Below are 19,350 nucleotides of genomic sequence, written 5' to 3' on the forward strand. Positions count from 1 at the left end.
CACAGGCAATCGGAGTCACCATGGCTGACCGTCACGATTACGTGGCCCTGGAGTGGGTCAAGGGCGAAATAGCCGAAACCCTCACCGGCGCGCGCGAGGCGCTGGACACGTTCGCCGCCAGGCCTGATGACATGGCGGCGATGGACGCGTGCCTGGACCTCATTCACCAGGTTCATGGCAGCCTGCAGATGATTGAGTTCTACGGGGCTGCGCTGTTTGCCGAGGAAATCGAACAGCTGGCGCTGGCTCTCAAGCAGGGCCATGTCGCCCAGGAAAACGAAGCGATCAAACTGTTGGGTCAGGCCATGACCCAGTTGCCGGTCTATCTGGAGCGTGTGCATTCGGCCCGCCGGGATCTGCCGCTGGTGGTGCTGCCGCTGCTCAACGATTTGCGCAGCGCCCGGGGCGAAAGCCTGCTCTCGGAAACCAGCCTGTTTTCACCGCAATTGCTCAGCGTTGCCCCCCTTGATGCTGAAGCATTGGCGGAGCGTGACAGCCCGGAGCTGCCTGCAAAGCTGCGCAAGCTGCGACAGACATTGCAAACTGCGCTGGTCGGGTTGCTTCGTGATCAGGACGTGCAGACCCAGTTGGGCTACATGAGCAAGGTTTTCGCCCGGCTTGAGACGGTATGCGAGGACGCGCCGCTTGAGCCGCTCTGGCGCATTGCTTCGGCGCTGGTCGAGACCATGGCCGCAGGGAACTTCGCCAACAGCCCGGCGCTGCGCAGTCTGTTCAAGGATGCCGACAAGGAGCTCAAGCGTCTGCTGGAGCAAGGCATTGAAGGGATCAACCAGCCGGCACCCGACGAGCTTCTGAAAAGCCTGCTGTTTTACATCGCCAAGTCCGACAGCGAAGCGCAAAAAATGACAGCGTTGAAGGACCAATACGCGCTGGGCGATGCCTTGCCCCACAGCGCTATGGTGGCTGAAGAGCGCGCACGCATGGCCGGGCCCGATCGCGATGCCATGCGCTCTGTCATCGTCGCCTTGTGCGATGAGCTGGTGCGCACCAAGGAGCGGCTCGATGTGTTCGTGCGAGGAAATCGCCAGCATGTCAGCGAGCTGACAGCACTCTTGCCTCCGTTGCGGCAGATAGCCGACACCCTGGCGGTGCTGGGATTTGGCCAGCCGCGCAAAGTCATCATCGATCAAATGAGCGTAGTGCAGGGCATGGCCCAGGGGCAGCGCGCGCCCGACGACGCCACGTTGCTGGACGTCGCGGGTGCGCTGCTTTACGTCGAGTCGACCCTCGCCGGCATGGCCGGAACCGTCAACCAAAGCAGCCCTGAAGAAAGCCGTCTGCCGACTACCGACCTTAGCCAGATTCATCAGCTGGTTATCAAGGAAGCGCGCATCGTCCTGCAACAGGCCAAGGACGTGATCGATGATTATGTCGACGGTGAACTGGACCGTGCCCGCCTGCAGCCGCTGTCCGAGCAGTTGGTGCAAGTGCGTGGCGCCTTGGCGATGATCCCGCTGACCCGGGCTTCCGGGCTGCTGGCGGGCTGTAACGAGTACATCATCGAGCACTTGCTGGTTGACGATGCGAGACCGGCGACTTCGCATCTCGATCATCTGGCCGACGTGATCATTGGTGTCGAGTACTACCTTGAGCGCATGGGCGAAGACCCCGAAGCGCCCGGCGAGCACGTGCTGGATCTGGCCCAGGAAAGCCTCGCCAGGCTGGGTTACTCCCCGGCCCCCGAGGCGCTGGAGGTGCCGGTGCTCGAAGAAGTCATCAGTGAGCAAGAGCTTCAGGCGCTGCACGAGCGCCAGGCGCTGGTAAGTCCGAGCCAGACCATCGCGCAGGTGTTGGCCAGCCCGTTGTCCGCAGTAAACCCGCCGGCGCGAAATATGCCGACGAGCTTGCTGCCGCCGCCCAAGGGCGAGCAGGCGATAGACGAGGAGCTGCGGGAGGTCTTCCTTGAAGAGACTGACGAGATGCTCGAAGCATTGGGCGAGTATGTCCCGCGCTGGCACGCCGACCCCGGCAATCTATCGGCGCTGAGCGAGATCCGCCGTGCGTTTCATACACTCAAGGGCAGCGGCCGGATGGTCCGCGCACTGATTCTCGGCGAACTGGCATGGTCGGTCGAAAACCTGCTGAACCGGGTGCTGGAGGGCAGCGTCGAGTCTGATGCACGGGTTCAACAGCTGCTCGCGGACGTACGGGCGTTGCTGCCGGAGGTGATTCGCGATTTTGCCGAAGACAATCAACGTCAGCGTGACGATGTTGACCAGCTCGCGGCACAGGCTCATGCCCTGGCGCAGGGTCAGGCAGGCGAAATCGAGTCAGCGCGCCGGCCCGATGACGAAGCAGGGTTCGATCCTCAGCTGCTTGAGATATTCCGTCAGGAAGCCCGGACTCATCTGAATACCGTAGGCCGTTATCTGGACGCGGCGCAGGATGCCGCTGCGCCGATCTTCAGCGACGACTTGTTGCGTGCGCTGCATACGCTCAAAGGAAGCGCATACATGGCGGGCGTCCTGCCGATTGCCGAGTTGGCCAGCCCGCTGGATCAATTGGTGCGCGAGTACAAGGCCAACCTGATTGCGGTCGGCCAGCCTGAAATCGATCTGTTGCGTGCTGCCGAGCCCCTGTTCATAAAAGGGCTGGCCCAGCTCACTGTCGACCCGCTGATGCCGATCGAAGGCGCCGCCGCGCTGATTGAACAGGCGCACCAACTGATCGATCAAGGCATGGCCGATGCGTTGAGTGCCGACAGCAATGGCCTGCGTACGCGGCGTGATCCGCAGCTCATCGCCAGCTTTCTGGCTGAAGGCATGGACATCCTGCTGGATGCCGATACGTTGCTCAAAGACTGGCGCCAGCACCCTGGCCAGCGTCAGGAACTGAACGCGCTGCTCGACGAGCTGACCACGCTCGGGCACGGCGCGCATATGGCCGGGCTGCCCCAGGTCGACGAGCTCTGTGAAGCGCTGCTTGACCTGTATGGCGCAGTCGAGGAAAGCAGCCTTGTGGTCAGCGAGCGGTTTTTCGATGAAGCCGAGAGCGCCCATGAGGCGCTGATCAGCATGCTTGATCAGGTCGCCGCCGGGCAGGACGTGCAGTCTTGTCCCGAGCGGGTGAGGGCCCTGCGCGCGTTACTCGACGAGGCGCTTGACCCCGGCGCTCTGGGTTTGATCAAAAGCGAAGGCGGGCGCGCGATCAGCATCACTGAGCTGGAAGAGGTCACGGAGCACAACGCTCAGCCTGTTCAGCCGGCCAGCGATGATTTTGATCAGGAGATCGTCGACATCTTTCTGGAAGAGGCGGTGGACATTCTCGACATCGCCGGCCCTGCCCTGCAGCGCTGGCTCGACGATCCAGACAACCCCTTGCCTTTATCATCCTTGCAGCGTGACCTGCACACCCTCAAAGGCGGCGCGCGCATGGCCGAAATCGGGCCGGTGGGCGACCTCGGCCACGAGCTGGAATCGCTCTACGAAGGGCTGCTTGACCGGCGCTGTGGTTACTCGCCCCAACTGGCCGATCTGCTGGTGCACAGTCACGATCATCTGTCGCTGATGCTTGAGCAGTTGCAGCATCATTCGGTGTTGAGCAGCCCAGCCTCGTTGATCGAAAAAATCCGCGAATTCCGCCAGCGCAATTGCTACTTGCTTCCCAATGACGGCGCCACGCGCAATGTCAGTTCGATGATTCACTCGCTGGACGAGCGTGATCCGCAGCTGCTGGAAATCTTTCTCGAAGAAGCCGACGACATTATCGAGAGCAGCAGCGCAGCGCTGGTGCGCTGGCAGGCTGACCCGCAGAACATGCTGGAAGTCCAAAACCTGCTGCGCGACTTGCACACGCTCAAGGGCGGCGCGCGCATGGTGGAAATCGCCCCCATTGGCGATCTCGCCCACGAGCTGGAAGCCTTGTACGAAGGCTTTTCGGCGGGAGCGTTAAGAAACAGCGCGCTGCTCAATGGCCTGCTGCAGAGCGGCCATGACATGCTGGCCGACATGGTGGATGCCGTTCGCGGCTACGAGCCACTGCCCAATCCGGCGCTGTTGATCGAGAGCATCGGTCACTACACCTCATTCGGTGCGGCCCGTGAAACCGTCGAAAAACCCCAGCCGCCGACACCGGTGCAAGCCCCTGCGGCCGATCCGTCGGGCATGCCGGCCGAGGCGGAAGGCGAGCGCACCGGTCCGGAGATGATCAAGGTGCCGGCCGAGCAGCTGGAAGATCTGGCGAACCTGGCGGGCGAGACGTCGATATTCCGAGGCCGCGTCGAGCAGCAGGTCAGTGACGCTCAGACCACGCTGGCCGAGATGGAGACGACCATCGAGCGGATGCGCGACCAACTGCGCCGGCTCGACATCGAAACCCAGGGCCGCATCCTCAGCCGCGATCATCACGTTGACCGGCATGGTTACGAAACTTTCGATCCGCTGGAAATGGACCGCCATTCACAACTGCAACAGCTTTCGCGTGCGCTGTTTGAATCCGCATCCGACCTGATGGACCTCAAGGAAACCCTCGACACCCGTGCCCACGAGGCCGAGACCCTGTTGCTGCAACAGGCGCGCGTGAACACCGACCTCCAGGAAAGCCTGATGCGCACGCGCATGGTGCCCTTCGAGCGCATGGTGCCGCGGCTGCGTCGAATCGTCCGCCAGGTGTCAGGCGAGTTGGACAAAAAGGTCAAGTTTGACGTCGTCAATGCTGAAGGTGAGATGGACCGCAACGTGCTCGAACGCATGGTCGCGCCGCTGGAGCATATGCTGCGCAACGCCATTGATCACGGCCTGGAAAGTGTCGAAGAGCGCCTGGCCGCCGGTAAGCCCGAGTGGGGGCATATCACACTGAGCCTGGCCCATGAAGGTGGCGATATCGTCATCGAGATGCGCGACGACGGCGCGGGTGTTGACTTCGAGGCCGTGCGGCGCAAGGCGATCAAGCGCGGCATGATCAGTCCGGACGCCGAGCTGAGCGAACACGACATTCTTCAATTCATTCTGCGGGCAGGGTTTTCCACCGCCGAGAACATCACGCAGATTTCCGGCCGCGGCGTCGGTATGGACGTTGTGCATGCCGAGGTCAAAGACCTGGGTGGTTCGATGGTGATCGATTCAACGGCGGGAGAGGGCGCGCGTTTCCGTATCCGCTTGCCGTTCTCGGTGTCGGTCAACCGTGCGTTGATGGTGCAGTGTGGCGAGGAGCAATACGCCGTGCCGTTGAACAGTATCGAAGGCATCGTGCGCGTGATGCCCGGCGAGCTGGAAGCCTGCTACCGATCCACGCCGCCGCGTTACGAGTACAGCGGGCGAACCTACGAACTGCGCTATCTGGGGGAGCTGCTTAACAATGGTCAGCCACCGAAACTGAGTGGTCAGGCCCAGACCCAACCACTGCCGGTTCTGCTCGTTCACGTCCATGATCAATGGATTGCGGTGCAGGTAGACGCGCTCGCCGGCTCGCGGGAAATCGTAGTCAAAAACCTCGGTCCGCAGTTTTCCGCTATTCCGGGGATCGCGGGCGCGACCATTCTGGGTGATGGCCGCGTGGTGCTCATTCTCGACCTGTTTGCGCATATCCGCCGCTTCCACGCCAATTTGCTTGCATTGCAGTTTGCCGGTCAGGTGCCGGTGCGTTACGTCGAACCCGAACAGGCGCGGCCACTGCTGGTCATGGTGGTGGATGACTCCGTGACGGTACGCAAGGTGACCGGGCGCTTGCTGGAGCGCAACGGCATGAGCGTGTTGACGGCCAAGGATGGAATTGATGCCCTGGCCCTCCTGCAGGAGCACACCCCTGACGTGATGCTGCTGGACATCGAGATGCCGCGCATGGACGGCTTCGAGGTCGTCACTAAACTGCGCAGCGATGAGGCGCTGAAGCATTTGCCGATCATCATGATTACCTCGCGATCAGGTCAGAAGCACCGTGACCATGCCATGGCCCTGGGCGTGAACGAGTACATGAGCAAGCCTTATCAGGAAGCCGCTTTGCTTGAAAGCATTGCCCGCTGGAGCCACGCGCATGTCTGATACCAACACGCAGACCGCACGCCTGACCAGCCTGACCGGGTTACTCATCCCGCTCAGCGACCGGCATCTGTTGTTGCCCAACGTCGCGGTCGCCGAACTGATTGACTACCAGGACAGCGTTGCTGATCCCTCGGCACCCAAGTGGTACCTGGGACCAATCAATTGGCGGCATCGCAGCTTGCCGCTGCTCAGCTTCGAAGCCGCCTGTGGCAGCCGCGCCCGCGTGGGCGGACGTGCACGCATCGTCGTCCTCAACGCCCTTGGCGGCCGGCCGGACCTGAAATTCATTGCCTTGCTGACACAGGGCATTCCGCGCTCCTGCAAACTCGACAGCCAACTCAGCTACGTCGACGTGCCGCTGACCGAGCTGGAACTGGCTGCGGTGCAGGTAGGCGACACCGTTGCGAATATCCCGGACCTTGTGGCGCTGGAGGAGTGGTTGGTGGATGCGGGGCTGGTGCAGATGACGCCGAATCTGTAAGAGATTTTCCCTTGCTCAACTGTCACACCGGCTTGCGCCAGATACAGCGCCCGTGGGAGTGGCCGGGGTGGCGCTTTACTTGCTCACGAAGACCGCATTTCAGCCGCTGAAGATTTGGCGGCCGTCCCGGCCTATTCGCGAGCAAGCTCGCTCCCACATGAGCGGCGCGCTGTCATCGATCCATGCTGTGATGCAGAACCCTCAAGACCTGCACCTGATCCCCCTTTACCCGATACGGCGCCGCATACGGGTATCGACCTAACACCAGCTCCCTGACGCCCGGGAATTCCGATCGCCGGCCCAGCCCACTAAACGTCCTCAATGACTCCAACTCACCAAGCACGTCAATCACGATTCGGTTGGCGACTACCGAGCCGCATATCGTCGCGTAATATTCATGTATGCCCTCTAGATCACTCTGAGCCTTGTCAGTCAGGGCTATTGTCAGCACGCTTCACCCATCCAGCTCGCACAGATTCGATGTCAGTAAGATTTCCTGCTTCGGCATCCGCAATGCCGTCAGAAATATCCCTTATCTGGCGCATCTCGGATTCCAGGTAACGGCTCAACGCCTGCTGGAGGTGGTATTGCCGATCACGCCCAGTGGCGCTGGCCAACTGATCCAGTGTTTGCACCGTTTCTTGATCGGCTTGGAATGACAGGGCCGTCGATGACATGTGATCTCCATGGGCTCGAAAAGCGTAAATATCGCTTTCCAAGGTAGGAGTCTGGGTCGAAAAAGGCAATTCAGGTACTTGCGACATTGGGGTTCGCACCTCCGTTTTGTGAAGCAGGCAGTTTAATCAGTTGACTCAGGTTGATTGCGGTACATGTATATCGCTTTGCTCCCCAATCCCTTCTGGACGATGAGCCGAATAACCCGCATATTCGGCTCATCCCGTGAGCCGAATGGGATTGCTAATCGGCTCACACCCCTCCGAGGCGTCCCGTGAAACAATCAAGAATCTGGATCTGGCAGCGCCCTAAATGGCCGTCATTTTCCTGGGATGTAGATGCCATTTCACCTCTCTTGCGCGCCTGTACGCGCACCCAGGGCCAATTGCTGGGGATGATTGGGGCGTCAGGGACTGACGCGAATGTCGAGCGCGAGCTGGATGCGTTGCTGCAGAACGTCATTACCTCATCGGCCATCGAAGGTGAACAGCTGAACGTGGGGTCGGTGCGTTCTTCTCTGGCAAAGCGGCTCGGGCTCGACTGCGATGAACGCGTGACTGCGCGCAGTGAAGGTCTGGCGGAGCTGATGCTCGATGCCATCCAGCAACACGACGCGCCGCTGACGTTTGAACGGCTGATGCACTGGCATCGGTTGTTGCTCCCTGAGCCGAGCGGCCTGACGGCTTACCCCATCCGGGTCGGGATGCTTAGACGGCCTGAGCCCATGCAGGTCGTGTCGGGTCGTATCGACCGGCCCGTGGTGCATTTCGAGGCCCCTGCTCGCGAAGGCCTGGAGCAAAAGCTTGATGGCTTTTTTTACTGGTTCAACAGCAGTCGCGCCGATCCCACCCTCGACCCGCTGATCCGCGCGGGCATCGCGCATTTGTGGCTCGTGACGCTGCACCCCTTCGACGATGGCAACGGACGCCTGGCCCGTGTAATCACGGATCTGGCCATGGCCCAAGGCGAACATCAGGCCATACGCTTTTACGCCATGTCCGCGAGCATCCTCTTCCGCCGTCAGGACTACTACCGAATTCTGGAACGGACCCAGCGTGGCGAACTGAACATCACCGAGTGGCTCGTCTGGTTTTTACAGACCCTGCTCCACACGCTTGAGCTGGCCATACAGCGTATCGAGCGAGTGCTGGCGAAGGCTGGATTCTGGCAAGCCCATCGGGATGACGGGCTATCTCCCGAACAGACCAAGGTGCTCAATCGGTTATTGAATGGCGACCTGTTGTCGGAGAAGCCCGACGCGGGTTTTACCGGTGGCATCAGCGCCGCTCAATACCAGGCAGTCGCCAAAGTCAGTAAGCCACCGCCACCCGGCATCTTCATGACCTTGTGGAAAAAAGCTGCCTACTCAAACTCCCGGGCGGAGGGCGCAGCACGCGCTATCAAATCAACTGGCCTGCGTGATCGTTACTCTCAGCGTAACGATTGCCCCGTCTGCTTGATTGATGCTTCACCGGAAGCCCTCCTAATCTGACCCACGACAGCGAACTCGTGGAGTCAGCATGACCACAACAACCAAACTTGACCCGCGCTGGTCGCGTCGTCGCACTGAAAAGCTGCGACGGCTCGACCTGGTGCGTTCCTTCGCCGATGGCGTTGTACTGCCCACCGACAAGATTGTTGCCGCGCTTGAGGCGTTGATCGCACCGGGTGATCGCGTGGTGCTTGAAGGCAACAACCAGAAGCAGGCTGATTTCCTCTCACGCTCGCTGGTCAAGGCAGATCCCGGCAAGCTCCACGATCTGCACATGATCATGCCCAGCGTCGGCCGTGCCGAGCATCTGGATCTGTTCGAACGCGGCATCGCCCGCAAGCTGGACTTTTCTTTCGCCGGCACGCAGAGCCTGCGCATCAGTCAGTTGCTGGAAGACGGACTGCTGGAAATCGGCGCGATTCATACCTACATCGAGCTTTACTCCCGGTTGCTGGTCGACCTCATTCCCAACGTGGTGCTCTCGGCCGGCTTCATGGCCGACCGAGCCGGCAACATCTACACCGGCGCCAGTACCGAAGACACACCCGCGTTGATCGAACCCGCTGCGTTCAGCGATGGCATCGTCATTGTCCAGGTCAACCAGTTGGTGGACGACGTGAGCGACCTGCCACGCGTGGACATCCCGGCGTCGTGGGTGGACTTCGTGGTCGTGGCGGATAAGCCGTTTTACATTGAGCCGTTGTTCACTCGCGACCCGCGCCACATCAAGCCGGTGCACGTGTTGATGGCGATGATGGCGATTCGCGGGATCTACGAGAAACACAACGTTCAGTCGCTCAATCACGGCATCGGCTTCAATACCGCGGCCATCGAGCTGATCCTGCCGACCTACGGCGAGTCGCTGGGCCTCAAGGGCAAAATCTGCCGAAACTGGACGCTGAATCCGCATCCGACACTCATTCCTGCCATCGAAAGCGGCTGGGTCGAAAGCGTGCACTGCTTCGGCACTGAATTGGGCATGGAGAATTACATTGCCGCGAGGCCAGACGTGTTCTTCACCGGACACGACGGCTCGATGCGCTCCAACCGGATGATGTGCCAGTTGGCCGGGCAGTACGCCGTGGATCTGTTCATCGGTGCCACGCTGCAAGTCGACGGCGATGGCCATTCCTCTACCGTCACGCGCGGGCGACTTGCCGGCTTCGGTGGTGCGCCAAACATGGGCCACGACCCGCGCGGCCGACGTCATGCCACCCCGGCCTGGCTGGACATGCGCCAGCAAAGCGGCGACGGACCTGATGCCTATCTTGAGCGCGGTAAAAAGCTTGTCGTGCAAATGGTCGAGACCTTCCAGGAAGGCGGCAAACCGACCTTCGTCGAAACCCTCGACGCCGTGGAAGTCGCGAAAAAGAGCGGCATGCCGCTGGCGCCGATCATGATCTACGGCGACGACGTGACCCATCTGCTGACCGAAGAAGGCATCGCGTACCTGTACAAAGCGCGCAGCCTGGAGGAGCGTCAGGCGATGATCGCTGCTGTCGCGGGAGTGACCTCCATCGGCATGCGGCATAACCCTAAAGACACCGCTCGCATGCGCCGCGAAGGCCTGATCGCACTGCCCGAAGATCTGGGCATTCGCAGGACCGACGCCAGTCGTGAACTGCTCGCAGCCAAGAGCGTCGCCGAGCTGGTGGAGTGGTCCGGTGGCCTCTACAGCCCTCCGCCAAAATTCAGGAGCTGGTGATGCGCGCGCATAAATTCGATGTCGCACTCAGCGCCCCCGCCGGATCGGCGTTGCTGTCGGACCGACTGGCTGATCTGGCAGTCGACGCACTGATTGATGAAGCCGATCTTTCACCGAAACCGGCGCTGGTGGATCGCCGCAGCAGCGGCGCCCACACCGATCTTCATTTGGGCCTGATGCACGCCTCAGCGTTGTCGTTGTGGCCTGCGTTCAAGGAGATGGCCGATGCTGCCACTTCCATTGGCGACGTCAACCCGCAGCTGCGTGAAACCATTGGGCGCTTTGGTCGCGAAGGCGAAGCAGCGATGCTGCGCACCACTCACGGGGTCAACACCCATCGCGGGGCAATCTGGGCGCTGGGTTTGCTGGTCACCGCGGCGGCGCTGAATCCTGATGATCTTTCGTCTGCCGGGCTGTGCCAGCGTGCAGCGCATCTGGCGTCGATCAGCGATCGTCATCAGCCCGTCACCCTCAGTCATGGCCGAGCCGTTACGCAAAAGTACGGCGCGAAAGGTGCGCGGGAGCAAGCGCAGATGGGCTTTCCTGCCGTGACCCAGGCCGGGTTGCCGCAGCTCGCACGCAGTCGCGCCGCCGGGCATGGCGAACAGAACGCACGACTGGATGCCCTGCTGGCGATCATGAGCACGCTGACCGACACCTGTGTGTTGCATCGGGCGGGTGAAGAAGGTCTGCACGCCATGCACAACGGCGCGCAGCAGGTGCTGGCCGCAGGCGGCAGCGCAACCCTGGGCGGGCGACGCGCGCTGAACCAGCTCGATCAACGCTTGTTGAGCCTGAATGCCTCACCCGGTGGCGCGGCCGATTTGCTGGCCGCTTGCCTGTTTATCGATAGCCTTGAGCCTGCGCTCGGCGATGTGATGAGGAATATCTGATCATGGAAACCCTGTCTTTTGAATTTCCAGCCGGGCAGCCGCCTTTGAACCGTGCGCTGGTGGGTTGCGTGGGCTCCGGCGATCTGGAGGTGCTCCTTGAACCGGGCCTGCCGGGCAAGCTGACGATTCAGGTGGTGACGTCGGTCAACGGCAGTTCGGCGCGCTGGGAAAACCTGTTTCAGCGCATGTTCGAGGGGCAAACGCCTCCCGCACTGAGCATCGACATTCACGACTTCGGCGCCACACCAGGGGTGGTCCGACTGCGCCTGGAGCAAGGGTTCGAGGAGGTCGGTCATGACTGACAGCGCACAGCTGCTGAAGAAACACAGTTTCGTCGAACTCGGCGCCCGGCAACGCGCTCGTGCACTGCTGGATGCCGGCAGTTTTCGTGAGCTGATCGACCCCTTCGAGCGTCTGGTCTCCCCTTGGCTGGCCAAGCAAGGTGTGGTGCCACAGGCCGACGATGGGGTGGTCATCGCCAAAGGCACGGTTAATGGAAAATCGGTAGTGATCTGCGCTATTGAAGGCGGTTTTCAAGGCGGCAGCATGGGTGAGGTTGGCGGCGCAAAAATGGCCGGCGCACTCGAACTGGCCGCCGAAGACAACCGCAATGGCGTCCCAACTTCCGCGATTCTGCTGCTGGAAACCGGCGGCGTCCGCTTGCAGGAAGCCAATCTCGGTCTGGCCGCGATTGCCGACATTCACGCCGCCATTGTTGATCTGCGTCGTTATCAACCGGTGATCTGCGTCGTGGCCGGCAGCGTGGGTTGTTTCGGCGGGATGTCGATCGCGGCGGGGTTGTGCAGCTATCTGGTGGTCACTCAGGAAGCGCGTCTGGGCTTGAACGGCCCGCAGGTCATCGAGCAGGAAGCCGGCATTGAAGAGTACGACTCACGTGACCGGCCGTTTATCTGGAGCCTGACCGGAGGTGAGCAACGTTTCGCCAGCGGCCTGGTGGATGCTTTTGTCGCTGATGACATCAGCGCCATTCAGCAACAGGTGCGGACCTTGCTGCACAAGGGTAAACCCGAGTTGGAGCGCAGCAGTCGATACGCCTGGTTTCTCGAACGTCTGTCGCAAGTGGACACTGCTCGCCAGATAGAACCCGCGACCGTGCGCAGCGTGTACCAGGGAGATCGCTCATGAGCACTTATTCACTTCGTGGCTTGAACTGGTTCAATGCGCTGGCCGCCAACGCCTCTGAAGTCACTGGACTCCCGGCGTCGGTCAAAGCCGCCGACGGAACGCTCGGTGATCGTCCGGCACGTTTCGTTGCAGCGGTTGCCGACGCTGCCAACCGCTTTCCCCGCGCGCAGAGCGGCGAGGTGGGCCTGCTCGAAGGATGGGGGCTGGCACAGGCTGTGGACGGCGCCATCGAGCTGGATCGGGACAGTGGCAGCAAACGCACGCTCGTCGCGATCATCGACGTACCCAGTCAGGCCTATGGCCGCAGGGAAGAAGCGCTGGGCATTCATCAAGCACTGGCCGGCGCCGTTGACGCTTATGCTCGGGCGCGCCTGGCCGGTCATCCGGTGATCGGTCTGTTAGTCGGCAAAGCAATGTCCGGGGCTTTCCTCGCCCATGGCTATCAGGCCAATCGGTTGATTGCCCTGCGCGATCCGGGCGTGATGGTTCATGCAATGGGCAAGGCGTCAGCGGCGCGGGTGACTCTGCGCAGCGTCGAAGAACTGGAAAAACTCGCTGCCAGCGTGCCGCCAATGGCTTACGACATTGATAGCTACGCCAGCCTCGGTTTGCTGTGGGAAACCTTGTCCGTCGAGCAAATTGAACAACCCACAGCGTCGGATCTCAATCGCGTTCAGGACTGCCTGATTGCAGCGATCAAAGACACGCTGGCCGGCGCCAATGATCTGAGCTCACGCCTGGGTGCGCCGAACCGTGCGGCGTCCGCCAAGGTCCGCGAACTGCTGCGGGCGCAGTGGTAATGAGCACTGTCGAGTCGCTGCTGCCCCACGATTTGTTGTGGGGCTTGCCGGCGTCTGCGTTGCCGGTCGACGCACCAGCCTGGGCGTTCGAGGTCGTTGGCCTGGGTCATCCGGTGGTGGTGCGCCGCGCCCGTGTCGCGGCAGGCTTGGTGGCGGTGGGCGTGCGGGGTCTCTCGCGGGATCAGCGCTACGCCACTCATATGAAACTCGACGAGGTGCAACGGCGCGTGCGGCCTGAAGCGTTGAACACCATGACGCCTGACGCCGACTGGCCGGCCTTGCGCGCCTTGCAGCAAGTCCGTCCACTGATGGAAGCGCTCGGCCTGCCATGGGGCGTGGCGGGCAGTGCCGGCTTTGAACTGGCCAGTGGCGTCCCAGTGTTGCATGCAGGCAGCGACCTCGATCTTATCCTGCGCACCCCGAATTTTATGGACCGGCAGCACGCCGCGCGTTTGGTCGAGCAGTTGGCTGGCGCGGTGTGCCGCATCGACCTTCAGCTGCAGACTCCGTTGGGTGCAGTGGCGCTGCGCGAGTGGGCAGGACCGTCACGCCAGGTGCTGCTCAAAACCGAAGACGGCGCACGGCTTGTGGATAACCCTTGGCTGGCGCAGGTGTGCGCGGCATGAGCAGCTTCTGGGCGTTTCCCGGTCAGGGCGCGCAACAGCCGGGCATGCTCCACGGGTTGCCGGATCATCCCTTGGTTGCGCAGTGCCTGGCAGAGGCGAGCGCTGTGTTGAATGAAGATGCCTTGACCCTCGACACCGCTGCTGCCCTGCAATCTACCCGCGCCGTTCAGTTGTGTCTTTTGATCGCCGGCGTGGCGTGCGCGCGGGTGTTGCTGGCCGATGGAAGCACCCCTGACATGGTCGCGGGTTTGTCAATTGGCGCTTATCCCGCAGCGGTCATCGCAGGGGCGCTGGGTTTCTCCGATGCCGTACGGCTGGTCGCGCTGCGGGGCGAGCTGATGCAAAGCGCTTATCCACAGGGCTACGGCATGACTGCGCTGATCGGGCTCGACCAACCCGCGGTCGAGTCGCTGATCGCTCGAATTCACAGCGATGAGAGCCCGGTCTATCTGGCCAACATCAACGCTGATAACCAGTTTGTGGTTGCCGGGCGCGACGAAGCCATGGCGGCTGTCGCTGCGCTCGCGAAAGAGCAGGGCGCCGCAGCGGCCAAGCGACTGGCGGTCAGCGTGCCGTCCCATTGCGAGTTGCTGGCAGAACCTGCACGCACGCTTGCCGATGCGTTTGCCAGCGTTTCCCTGAGCGCACCGACACTGAAGTACCTCAGCGGCAGCACGGCGCGGCCGATGCTCAGCGCCGACAAGGTACGCGACGATCTGGCGTTCAACATGTGCCGAGTCGTCGACTGGCGCAGCACGGTGCAAACCGCGTACGAGCGCGGCGCGCGGCTTCAAATCGAGCTGCCGCCGGGCATCGTACTCACCGGCCTGGCGCGCCGCGTTTTTGAACAGGGCACGGCCGTTGCCTATCAGGGCGCCCGTCTGGACACGCTCAGCGCACTGTCGCGAGAGGAGGAACGCCGCCACCCATAAACCGACAGCTGCTTTCGAAGGAACACAAAAACAACAACTTCGACGATGCAATTTGAGGATAAAAACAATGGTGATTTACGGCGTTGCGTTACTCGCAATCTGCACCCTCGCCGGGGTGATCCTTGGTGACTTGCTCGGTGCTCTGCTGGGCGTCAAATCCAACGTGGGCGGCGTCGGGATCGCGATGATCCTGCTGATCTGTGCGCGCCTGTTCATGCAAAAGCGCGGCGGCATGAGCGAGGGCTGCGAAATGGGCGTCGGCTTCTGGGGTGCCATGTACATCCCGGTCGTCGTGGCCATGGCTGCGCAGCAAAACGTTGTCACGGCGCTTAAAGGCGGGCCGATCGCGGTCATCGCGGCGGTGGTGTCGGTGGTGGTTTGTGGCTGCACGATCGCGGTCATTAGCCGCATCAATAAAGGCGAGCCATTGCCCAAAGAGGACGAACTCGCACATCCGCTGCCGGTGATCGCGCCAACTGTTTCGCCAGCAGGAGGCCGCTGAGATGTGGGAGCTCATTCAGAAAGACTTGATCAGCCAGGGCCTTGTGACCGCGTTTGCGGTGGTCGGTGTGGTGATGTGGATTTCGGTTGTTCTGTCAAAGCGACTGACTTTTGGGCGCATTCATGGTTCGGCCATCGCGATCGTCATTGGCCTTGTCCTGGCGTGGGTGGGCGGCACGATGACCGGCGGGCAGAAAGGGCTGGCGGACTTGGCGCTGTTCTCCGGGATTGGGTTGATGGGCGGGTCGATGCTGCGTGATTTCGCCATCGTCGCCACGGCCTTCGAAGTGCAGGCGACCGAAGCGAAAAAGGCCGGCTGGGTTGGCGCGTTCTCGCTGCTGCTCGGCACGTTGCTGCCGTTTATCGTCGGTTGCTGCGTGGCTTATGCGTTTGGCTACCGCGATGCCGTCAGCATCACCACCATTGGCGCGGGTGCGGTGACTTACATCGTCGGGCCGGTGACGGGCGCGGCGTTGGGGGCTACGTCGGACGTGATGGCGCTGTCCATCGCCACAGGTTTGATCAAGGCCATCCTGGTGATGGTCGGAACCCCGATGGCGGCCCGCTGGATGGGGCTGGATAACCCACGCTCGGCGATGGTTTTCGGTGGTCTGGCCGGGACTGTCAGCGGCGTGACGGCAGGTCTGGCCGCGACGGATCGTCGACTGGTGCCGTATGGCGCGCTGACGGCGACGTTTCACACAGGGCTCGGTTGCTTGCTCGGACCGTCGTTGTTGTATTTCATCGTGCGCGGCATTCTCGGCTGAGACCAAGTGCAGCATGTTTTCAGCGCAATTCCTTAAGGCCAGCCCGGACGATTGTCCGCCGCAAAACCTGTAGAGGCGCGCTTGCCCGCGAATGCTTGAGTCCGGACGAGGGAAATGCGTCGGTTGCACTGGCCTCCTCGCGGGCCAGCGCGCCTCTACAGGTGGAGGCGGCTCAGGCCTGGGCCAGCCGGTTCGAGTACATCCGGCACTCCGCGAGCAACGCCAGCAGGTTGGGGTCTCGCTCTCGCGCCTTCAGGAAGACCAGGCCGATATGCTGCTGCATCCGGTACCTCGGCTGCAGCGGCACCAGGCGGACGCGATTTTCATACACGGCGGCGATACGCCCCGGCAACAGGGCGTAACCCACGCCAGAGCTGACCATGCTCAGCAGCGTGAAAATGTCGTTTACCTGCATCGCTATCTTCGGTTCGAACCCCGCCTGCTGAAACACCTGCGCGCCGTCACGATGGGTGGCGAAGCCTTGGGTCAACGTGATGAAGGTCATCTCGCGGAGGTCGCTCAGGTCCACCTCGCTCTGTTGGGCGAACGGTGAGTCGGCCGGCGTGGCAAGAAAGATGTCATCGGAAAACAACGGCAGCTGATCACAGTCCGGGTCGCTCACGCTTTCGTTGAGCGACACCAGCGCGGCGTCCACTTCCATGTTTTTCAGTTTGTAGAAGAGGTCGATGTTGGAGCCCAGAATCAGATCGATGTTGAGCTCGCTGCGCCGGATTTTCAGGCCCATGATCAACTGCGGCACGGTTTTCACCGTCAGTGAATACAGCGCACCGAGCTTGAAACGCGCCGCTGAGAAACCGGCCGCCTGCCGGGTCTGCTCGATGGTGCTGAGCACGTCCTGCACCAGTTTCTGCGCCCTTTCCTCCAGCACATAAGCGCCTTCCAAGGGCGTGAGGTTGCGACCCTCGTGCTTGAACAGCGGACAACGCAGGGCGCTTTCCAGTGAATGAATTGCCCGGTGCACGCTGACCGTACTTGTCTGCAGCTCCGCCGCCGCCCGAGCCAGATTGCCGGTTCGCATGAACGCCAGAAAGATTTCCAGCTTTTTGAGTGTGAGCTCTTCGTCGATCTGCATGGTGTTGGCCTGCGGCGGTTCTTGTTTTACGAGCGCCCGATTGTGCCGAAGTGATGGGCGAGTGACTGCATTAAATTCGCTCATCGCCGACACAATGCGTTGTCATCTCAGGCCATAAGCAGGACCCTAGGCGGGTGTTGGGCCATACAGAGAGGCAGTTCTCGGATGTATTACGGAGAAAAATTCAACGCCTGGACCCATCTGGTCGGGGCGATTCTGGCGACGATCGGTGCGATCTGGATGCTCGTCGTCGCGACGATGACGGGTGATATCTGGAAGATCATCAGCGTTGCGGTGTACGGCGTGGCGCTGGTGCTGTTGTACAGCGCCTCGACGGTTTACCACAGCGTGCGCGGCCGCGCCAAAGTGCTCATGCAGAAGGTTGATCATTTTTCGATCTATCTGCTCATCGCCGGCAGCTACACACCATTTTGCCTCGTGACGCTGCATGGCCCCTGGGGCTGGACCTTGTTCGGCATCGTCTGGGCACTGGCGATCATTGGGATATTGCAGGAAATCAAACCCCGTTCCGAAGCCCGGGTGATGTCCATCGTCATTTACGCCGTCATGGGCTGGATCGTGCTGGTTGCGGTAAAACCCCTGATGGCCGCGCTGGGCATGACCGGGTTTGTGTGGCTGGCGTTGGGCGGCGTGTTCTACACCGTGGGCATTATCTTTTTCGCGTTCGACACCCGCGTCCGGCATTTCCATGGCATCTGGCACCTGTTCGTTATCGCAGGCAGCCTGCTGCATTTCGTCGCGATCACGCGCTACGTGCTCTGAGACTCAAAGGTCAGACTGCCAAAGGCGCCGCTACGGATTCCGCGCCAGCCATTGCGTCTTGATTCGACTGAGAACGTGTGGGAGCGCGCCAGACTCCAACGGCGCGCGCGCAATCCCTGCGCGGTTCGCCAGCAAGCCGGCTCCTACGGGTCGGGGTATGGGGCAGGTAATGCGTCTGACATGAGCCCAATATCGTGGCATCACGCCGATCGTGCATTTGGCGCAAGATCACCTGTAGGAGCCGGCTCGCTGGCGAATGCGTCAGCCCAGCCACGGTGATGGTGGATGAAGAAAGCGGTACGGCAGCCCAGCCACGGTGATGGTGGATGTTGAAACCGGTTCGCCAGCAAGCCGGCTCCAACGGATTCAGGTCTGACGCAGCTAGCCCATTTAACCCAGGCCGACTGCCGAAAGGCTGGGCTGACCATGCTCCGCTTCGGTGCGTTGCATCACAGAGCTGGCTGATCATTTTCTGTTCACCCCACAACCTTCCGTGCTTTCCCACATGCACCAATGCGGGAAACACTCGCACCCGATTGAAGCATTTAATTCATTTATTTTATTTGTTGAATTATTTGATTCGTCATCCTAGTCTGATCCTCGAAACGCCCCCTCTCGTGGTAAGGCGGCCTTCTTGAACTGACTGATCAATCGGGGAGCAAGACATGAATGTGAAAGTACTCTTGAGCATGGCCGTGGCAACCGCCTTTTCCGCTTCCACCTGGGCCGCAGACTGGACCGTCGGCGCCAATGTGGGCAACGTGCCGTGGGAGTTTCAAGACGCCAAGGGCGACATTGTCGGCTTTGAAGTCGATGTAGTGAAGGAAGTCGCCAAACGCGCTGGCAAGACAGTGGAATTCATCAATATTCCTTTCAACGGCCTGTTCAGTGCCGTGCAGTCCAAGCGCGCCGACATCGCCATCTCCTCGATCACCATCACGCCCAAGCGCCTTGAATCCGTCGGCTTCGCCCAGCCGTATTACGACAGCGACCAGTCCCTTTCCGTATTGGCGAAATCCGGCATCACCGGGCTGAAAGACATGGACGGCAAGGTCGTCGGCGTTGACACCGGCTCGACCGGCGACATGTGGGTGAACACTCACCAGGCTGAATACAAATTCAAGGAAGTCTCGCGCTACGAAGGGCTGTCCCCCGCGATGCTTGATCTCGCGTCCGGCCGTATGGACGGTTATATCAGCGACATTCCGGCAGTCCTGTACTACATCAAGGACAAACCTCAGTACAAAGTCGTCGCGACAATTCCTACCGGTGAGAAGTACTCGTTGATGCACGCCAAGGGCTGGGCATCAGCCGGTCAGGTCAACGACATCATCAGCACCATGAAGAAGGAAGGCGTGATCGCCGACCTGCACAAGAAGTGGTTCGGTGCCGACGCTGATCCGCAGTCCAGCACCGTCAAGGTGGTCGACGTCCTCAAGTAACAGCTGATCACCCAG

Annotated in this window: 16 protein-coding genes and 1 pseudogene; 14 read left to right on the forward strand and 3 right to left on the reverse strand. The window is 61.2% G+C overall.

Going from position 1 to position 19,350, the window contains the following annotated elements; genetic code table 11:
• Positions 1–20 precede the first annotated feature (20 nt).
• Positions 21–5,999: an Hpt domain-containing protein gene (locus LT42_RS23475; RefSeq protein ID WP_037018881.1), complete on the forward strand. Its 5,979-nt coding sequence runs from the start codon at positions 21–23 to the stop codon at positions 5,997–5,999.
• Positions 5,992–6,480 carry a chemotaxis protein CheW gene (locus LT42_RS23480; RefSeq protein WP_037018883.1) on the forward strand — a complete coding sequence of 163 codons (489 nt, stop codon included), beginning with the start codon at positions 5,992–5,994 and terminating at the stop codon, positions 6,478–6,480. The genes LT42_RS23475 and LT42_RS23480 overlap by 8 nt, the downstream gene beginning before the upstream one ends.
• A 172-nt stretch (positions 6,481–6,652) precedes the next feature.
• Here the strand turns inward: LT42_RS23480 and LT42_RS23485 are convergent, their stop codons facing one another.
• Together LT42_RS23485 and LT42_RS23490 are read right to left on the reverse strand one after the other, a co-directional pair.
• Positions 6,653–6,931, reverse strand: a complete 279-nt coding sequence (locus LT42_RS23485) for a type II toxin-antitoxin system RelE/ParE family toxin (RefSeq protein ID WP_037018885.1) — start codon at positions 6,929–6,931, stop codon at positions 6,653–6,655.
• On the reverse strand, positions 6,909–7,244 hold the full coding sequence (locus tag LT42_RS23490) for a CopG family ribbon-helix-helix protein (protein ID WP_420806918.1): 336 nt from the start codon (positions 7,242–7,244) through the stop codon (positions 6,909–6,911). The genes LT42_RS23485 and LT42_RS23490 overlap by 23 nt, the downstream gene beginning before the upstream one ends.
• Positions 7,245–7,444: 200 nt before the next feature.
• Between LT42_RS23490 and LT42_RS23495 the strand changes: the two are divergent.
• From LT42_RS23495 to madM, 10 genes and pseudogenes are all read left to right on the forward strand, one after another.
• Positions 7,445–8,577, forward strand: a pseudogene (locus tag LT42_RS23495) (Fic family protein).
• 98 nt (positions 8,578–8,675) lie between these two features.
• Positions 8,676–10,352 carry a malonate decarboxylase subunit alpha gene (gene mdcA / locus LT42_RS23500; RefSeq protein WP_037018889.1) on the forward strand — a complete coding sequence of 559 codons (1,677 nt, stop codon included), beginning with the start codon at positions 8,676–8,678 and terminating at the stop codon, positions 10,350–10,352.
• Positions 10,352–11,245, forward strand: a complete 894-nt coding sequence (locus LT42_RS23505) for a triphosphoribosyl-dephospho-CoA synthase (RefSeq protein WP_052075388.1) — start codon at positions 10,352–10,354, stop codon at positions 11,243–11,245. Before mdcA ends, LT42_RS23505 begins: the two co-directional genes overlap by 1 nt.
• 2 nt (positions 11,246–11,247) lie before the next feature.
• Positions 11,248–11,547 (forward strand): malonate decarboxylase subunit delta, encoded by a 300-nt coding sequence (locus tag LT42_RS23510; protein ID WP_037018891.1) that lies wholly within the window; start codon positions 11,248–11,250, stop codon positions 11,545–11,547.
• Entirely contained in the window at positions 11,540–12,391 is an 852-nt protein-coding gene (locus LT42_RS23515) for a biotin-independent malonate decarboxylase subunit beta (protein WP_037018893.1), read from the forward strand. The genes LT42_RS23510 and LT42_RS23515 overlap by 8 nt, the downstream gene beginning before the upstream one ends.
• A complete protein-coding gene (mdcE, locus tag LT42_RS23520) occupies positions 12,388–13,191 on the forward strand; it encodes a biotin-independent malonate decarboxylase subunit gamma (RefSeq protein WP_037018895.1) in 804 nt (267 codons plus the stop codon). The genes LT42_RS23515 and mdcE overlap by 4 nt, the downstream gene beginning before the upstream one ends.
• Positions 13,185–13,817 (forward strand): malonate decarboxylase holo-ACP synthase, encoded by a 633-nt coding sequence (locus LT42_RS23525; RefSeq protein WP_037018899.1) that lies wholly within the window; start codon positions 13,185–13,187, stop codon positions 13,815–13,817. Before mdcE ends, LT42_RS23525 begins: the two co-directional genes overlap by 7 nt.
• On the forward strand, positions 13,814–14,749 hold the full coding sequence (gene mdcH, locus LT42_RS23530; RefSeq protein ID WP_037018901.1) for a malonate decarboxylase subunit epsilon: 936 nt from the start codon (positions 13,814–13,816) through the stop codon (positions 14,747–14,749). Before LT42_RS23525 ends, mdcH begins: the two co-directional genes overlap by 4 nt.
• Before the next feature lie 67 nt (positions 14,750–14,816).
• The gene (madL, locus tag LT42_RS23535; protein WP_037018903.1) at positions 14,817–15,251 is read left to right on the forward strand and encodes a malonate transporter subunit MadL; all 435 of its coding nucleotides are present in this window, start codon (positions 14,817–14,819) and stop codon (positions 15,249–15,251) included.
• 1 nt (position 15,252) lies between these two features.
• Positions 15,253–16,017, forward strand: a complete 765-nt coding sequence (gene madM, locus LT42_RS23540; protein WP_037018905.1) for a malonate transporter subunit MadM — start codon at positions 15,253–15,255, stop codon at positions 16,015–16,017.
• 172 nt (positions 16,018–16,189) lie between these two features.
• On the opposite strand, the gene LT42_RS23545 is transcribed toward madM, so the two are convergent.
• The gene (locus LT42_RS23545) at positions 16,190–17,110 is read right to left on the reverse strand and encodes a LysR family transcriptional regulator (RefSeq protein ID WP_037018907.1); all 921 of its coding nucleotides are present in this window, start codon (positions 17,108–17,110) and stop codon (positions 16,190–16,192) included.
• A 165-nt stretch (positions 17,111–17,275) separates the two neighbouring features.
• Between LT42_RS23545 and trhA the strand changes: the two genes are divergently transcribed.
• A complete protein-coding gene (trhA, locus tag LT42_RS23550; RefSeq protein ID WP_037018909.1) occupies positions 17,276–17,893 on the forward strand; it encodes a PAQR family membrane homeostasis protein TrhA in 618 nt (205 codons plus the stop codon).
• Positions 17,894–18,558: 665 nt separating this feature from the next.
• Complete coding sequence (locus LT42_RS23555) at positions 18,559–19,335, forward strand: transporter substrate-binding domain-containing protein (RefSeq protein ID WP_037018911.1); 777 nt, start codon at positions 18,559–18,561, stop codon at positions 19,333–19,335.
• Positions 19,336–19,350 lie beyond the last annotated feature (15 nt).

Origin of the sequence: Pseudomonas lutea (assembly GCF_000759445.1) — a bacterium.
In the GTDB taxonomy this organism is placed as follows: Bacteria; Pseudomonadota; Gammaproteobacteria; order Pseudomonadales; family Pseudomonadaceae; genus Aquipseudomonas; species Aquipseudomonas lutea.